This is a genomic window from Streptomyces sp. NPDC057638 (assembly GCF_042800315.1).
Classification (GTDB): domain Bacteria; phylum Actinomycetota; class Actinomycetes; order Streptomycetales; family Streptomycetaceae; genus Streptomyces.
Genome location: NZ_JBHVHF010000442.1, coordinates 1 through 4960 on the forward strand (window position 1 = coordinate 1; position 4960 = coordinate 4960).

The following is a 4960-nucleotide window of genomic DNA, read 5'->3' on the forward strand; positions in this document are numbered from 1 at the left end:
GCCGCTCCCCGGCCCGGGTGTCCCACCGCTCGGGGAGGTCGACCAGACCGCCCCAGCGCTGGGGCCGCTCCAGTGCCACGGCCCGTCCGGCGCCCCACAGCGCGGCGCCCGCGATACCGGGCGCCGGGTCGGCGGGCCCGGTCGAGACGGCTCCGCGGGTGGCCCACCACAGGGGCGCGTCGACCCCGGCCCCGTCCAGCGCCGTCAGGACACCGACGAGGAGGGTCAGCGCGTGGGCGGTCCCGGCGTCCGGTGCCTCGGGGGCGGGCCCGGACAGGGCGAGCACACCGCCGGTGACCTCCCGCCCGTCCAGGGTCCGCAGCAGTGTGGCGGCGTCGGATCCGTCGGGCTGGTACCGCAGGAGTACGGGGTCGGCCCCGGCGTCCCGCAGGGCGGCGGCGATCCCCTCGTCCCGGCCGTCATCCGTTCCCACGGGGGCGAGGAGGAGCCAGCGGCCGGACAGGGCGGGGGCCACGGGGTCGGCGAGGGGCCGCCAGGCGCTCTCGTAGCGCCAGTCGGGCCGGGCCGGGCCGCCGGTGACGGCGGCGGGCGGCGGCGCGGTCCACCAGTAGCGCTCCCGCTCGAAGGGGTAGGTCGGCAGGTCGACCACGCGCGGGTCGAGCCCGGCCAGCACGGTGGACCAGTCGGGCTCCACGCCATGGGTCTGGAGCGCGGCGAGCGAGGTGAGGAAGCGGTCCCCGCCGCCGTCGCCCCGGCGCAGGGTGCCGAGTGCGGCCCCGTCGGTGACGCCACCGGCCTCCAGGGTCTCCTGGACGGCGATGGTGAGGGTGGGGTGGGGGCTGGACTCCACGAAGACCCGGTGGCCCGAGGCGGCGAGGGTCCGCGCGACCTCCTCGAACCGCACGGTCCCGCGCAGGTTGCGGTACCAGTAGTCGGCGGTCAGCTCGGTGCCGTCGAGGACGGTCGCGGTGACGGTGGAGTGGAACGGCACCTCGGCCGGGCGCGGCCGGATCGGCGCCAGCAGCCCGGCCAGCTCCTCGCGGAGCGACTCGACCTGGGCGGAGTGCGAGGCGTAGTCGACCGGGATGTTACGGGCGTGGATCCCCGACTCGCCGCAGTGCGCGAGGAGTTCGGCGACGGCCGCCGCCTCGCCGGAGACGACGACGGCACGCGGTCCGTTGACGGCGGCGACCGAGATCCGGCCGTCCCAGCGCTCCAGCAGCTCCGTCACCCGCTCGGCGGGCTGGAAGACGGACGCCATCGCGCCCCGGCCGGCCAGGGTCGTCCTGATGGCCCGGCTGCGCAGCGCGACCACGCGCGCCGCGTCCCGCAGGCTGAGCGCCCCGGCGACACAGGCGGCGGCGATCTCGCCCTGGGAGTGGCCGACCACGGCGGCGGGCTCGATGCCGTACGAACGCCAGAGCGCGGCGAGGGAGACCATGGTGGCGAAGAGCGCGGGCTGGACCACGTCGACCCGGTCCAGCGGGGGCGCGCCCTCGGCGCCGCGCACCACGTCCAGCAGGGACCAGTCGGTGAACTCGGCGAGCGCCGCGTCGCACTCCGCCATCCGGGCCGCGAAGACCGGCGCGTCCGCCAGCAGCGCGGCGGCCATACCGGTCCACTGACCACCCTGGCCGGGGAAGACGAAGACGACCCGGTCATCGCCCGCGGCCGTGCCGCGCACCAGCCGGGGGTCCTCACCGCCGTCGGCGAACACCCCGAGCAACCGGTCCAGTTCGCCGGGCCCGTCCGCGAGCACGGCGGCGCGCTCGGGGAAGCGGGCCCGCGCGGTGGCGAGCGAGTGCGCCAGGTCCTGGCCGCGCGGCGGGGTGTCACCGCGCAGCCGCGCCTGGAGCAGCCGCGCCTGCCGGGCGAGGGCGTCGGGGGTGTGGGCGGAGAGGACGTACGGAAGCGGGGTCCCCGGCTCCGCCGCGGGGGCGCCCTCGGGCTCCGGTGCCTCGCCGACGGCCGGGATACGGGCCTCGGGGGACTCCGTGAGGATCACATGGGCGTTGGTGCCGCTGACGCCGAAGGCGGAGACGCCCGCACGGCGCGGATGGTCCGTGACGGGCCACGGCACGGCGTCGGTCAGGGGGCGGACGGTGCCCGCCGACCAGTCCACGTGCGTGGTCGGCGGATCCGCGTGGAGGGAGCGGGGCAGCAGACCGTGGCGCATGGCCTGGACGGTGCGGATGACCCCGGCGAGCCCGGCGGCGGCCTGGGTGTGGCCGATGTTGGTCTTGGTGGAGCCCAGCCACAGCGGCCGGCCGGGCGCGCGGTCTCGGCCGTAGACCTCGATCAGCGCGGCGGCCTCGATCGGGTCGCCGAGGGTGGTGCCGGTGCCGTGCGCCTCCACCGTGTCCACCTCGGTGGCGGGCACCCGCGCGTTGGCGAGGGCCTGACGGATCACGCGCTGCTGGGAGGGGCCGTTGGGGGCGGTCAGACCGTTGGAGGCGCCGTCGGAGTTGACGGCGGTCCCGGAGAGCAGGGCGAGCACCGGGTGGCCGTTGCGGCGCGCGTCGGAGAGCCGCTCCAGGACGAGCGTGGCGACACCCTCGCCCCAGCCGGTGCCGTCCGCCCGGTCGGAGAACGCCTTGACCCGGCCGTCCGGGGCCAGCCCGCGCTGCCGGCTGAACTCCACGAAGATGCCCGGCCGCGCCATCACCGTCGCCGCGCCCGCCAGCGCCAGCGAGCACTCCCCCGAGCGCAGCGACTGCGCGGCGAGGTGGACCGCGACCAGCGAGGCGGAGCAGGCCGTGTCGACGGTCATCGCGGGCCCCTCAAGGCCCAGGACATAGGCGATCCGGCCGGACAGGGCGCTGTTGGTGGTGCCGGTGAGGGCATAGCCCTCGATCCCGTCGGACGCCTCGTGCAGCCGGGGACCGTACTCCTGCGCCATCGCGCCGACGAAGACCCCGGTCGCGGTGGCACCGAGCCGCTGCGGATCGATCCCCGCCCGCTCCAGCGCCTCCCACGCGGTCTCCAGCAGCAGCCGCTGCTGGGGGTCCATCGCCAGCGCCTCGCGCGGGCTGATGCCGAAGAAACCGGCGTCGAAGTCGCCCGCGTCATGGAGGAACCCGCCCTCCCGTACGGTGGAACCGCCGGGCCCGTCGGGGTCGGCGAAGAGCCGGTCCAGCTCCCAGCCACGGTCCGCCGGGAAGGGCGAGACGGCGTCGGACCCGGAGCGCACCAGCTCCCACAGATCCTCCGGCGAACGCACCCCGCCAGGGAAGCGGCACCCCATCCCGACGATGGCGATCGGGTCACCGGCCGCCACCGCCCGGGGCGCGGCCACGGGCACGGCGGCGGCCGTCGGCCGGCCGAGGGCGAGCCCGTCCAGGTGCGCGGCGAGCCGCTCGGGCGTCGGATGGTCGAAGAGCACGGTGGTGGGCAGTCTCAGGCCCAGTGCCTCACCGACCCGGCCGCGCAGCCGCACGGCGGACTGGGAGTCGAAACCGAGGTCCTTGAACGGTGTGCGGGCCGGGATCGCGTCGCCGTCGGTATGACCGAGTACGGCGGCGGCCTGCCCCCGCACCAGATCCAGCAGCACCCGCCGCCGCTCCCGCGCCCCCACCCCGGCGAGCCGCGCGACGACCCCGCCCAGCGTCTCCGGGTCCCCTTCGGGCGCGACGCTGTCGAACCAGTGCCGCCGACGCTGGAAGGCGTACGTGGGGAGGTCGACCAGCTCCGGTCGCTCGGCCGGGAACGCGGCGGACCAGTCGACGTCGACACCACGGACCCACAGCTCGGCCGCGCTGGCGAGGAAGCGGTCCAGACCGCCGTCGTCACGGCGCAGGGAGCCGGTGACAACGGTGTCCTCGGAGCCCGCGCTCTCCAGGGTCTCCTCGATGGCGGCGGTCAGCACGGGGTGCGAGGAGGCTTCGACAAAAACGCCGTAGCCGTCGGCGGCGAGCGACTCGATGGCCTCGGCGAACCGGACCGGCTGGCGCAGATTACGGAACCAGTACCCCGCGTCCATGCTCAGCGGCTCGACGAACTCCCCCGTCACCGTGGAGAACAGCGGGAAGCGGCCCTCGCGGGGAGCGACCCCGGCCAGCGCCCGCGTCAGCTCCTCACTCAGGGCGTCCATCGCGGGCGAGTGCGAGGCGTAGTCCACGGCGATCCGGCGGGCCCGGACACCCTCGCGCTCACACGCGGCGACCAGCGCGTCCACCGCACCGACCGCACCCGACACCACGACCTGCGACGGGCCGTTGACCGCCGCGATCGACACACCCTCCGGCAGCAGTTCCTCAGCGCGCGCGGCCGACACCCGCAGGGACGCCATGGTCCCGTCCCCGCTCGCCGCGCCCGCGATGGCCCGGCTCCGGACGCACACGATCCGCGCCGCGTCCTCCAGCGACAGCACACCGGCGACACACGCGGCCGCGATCTCACCCTGCGAATGACCCACCACCGCCGACGGGGTCACCCCGTACGACTCCCACAGCGCCGCCAGCGACACCATCACCGCGAACGACGCGGGCTGCACCACATCCACCCGGCCCAGCAGACCCTCATCCCGCAGCGCGTCCGCCAGCGACCAGTCCACAAAGCCCGCGAGAGCCGTCTCACACTCCGCCAGCCGCGCCGCGAACACCGCCGACTCCTCGGCCAGCCTCAGCGCCATCCCCACCCACTGGGCGCCCTGGCCCGGGAAGACCAGCGCCGTCCGGCCCGAAGCACCCACCACGCCCCGGACCACCGACTCCACGGGCTCGCCGCCCGCCAGGGCCTCCAGCCCCACCGCCGGTGCGCCCAGGACCACCGCGCGGTGCTCGAACCGTCCGCGCGACGACAGCAACGACCAGCCGACCGCCTGAGGATCGGTGTCACCCACCGCACCCAGCGCGGCGGCCTGACCCCGCAGCGCCGCCGCACTCCGACCCGACAGCAGCCAGGGGACCGGGGTGGTGGTGGCGGGTGTCGCCGCCGGGGCCGGGCGCGCGGGCGGGTCGGTGAGGACGAGATGGCAGTTGGTGCCGCCCATGCCGAAGGC

Annotated in this window: 1 protein-coding gene; it reads right to left on the reverse strand. The window is 76.1% G+C overall.

The window, feature by feature from the left end:
- Positions 1-4960 (reverse strand): acyltransferase domain-containing protein (locus ACFVIM_RS32835; protein ID WP_384309347.1); only part of this gene is annotated, 4960 nt, incomplete at both ends.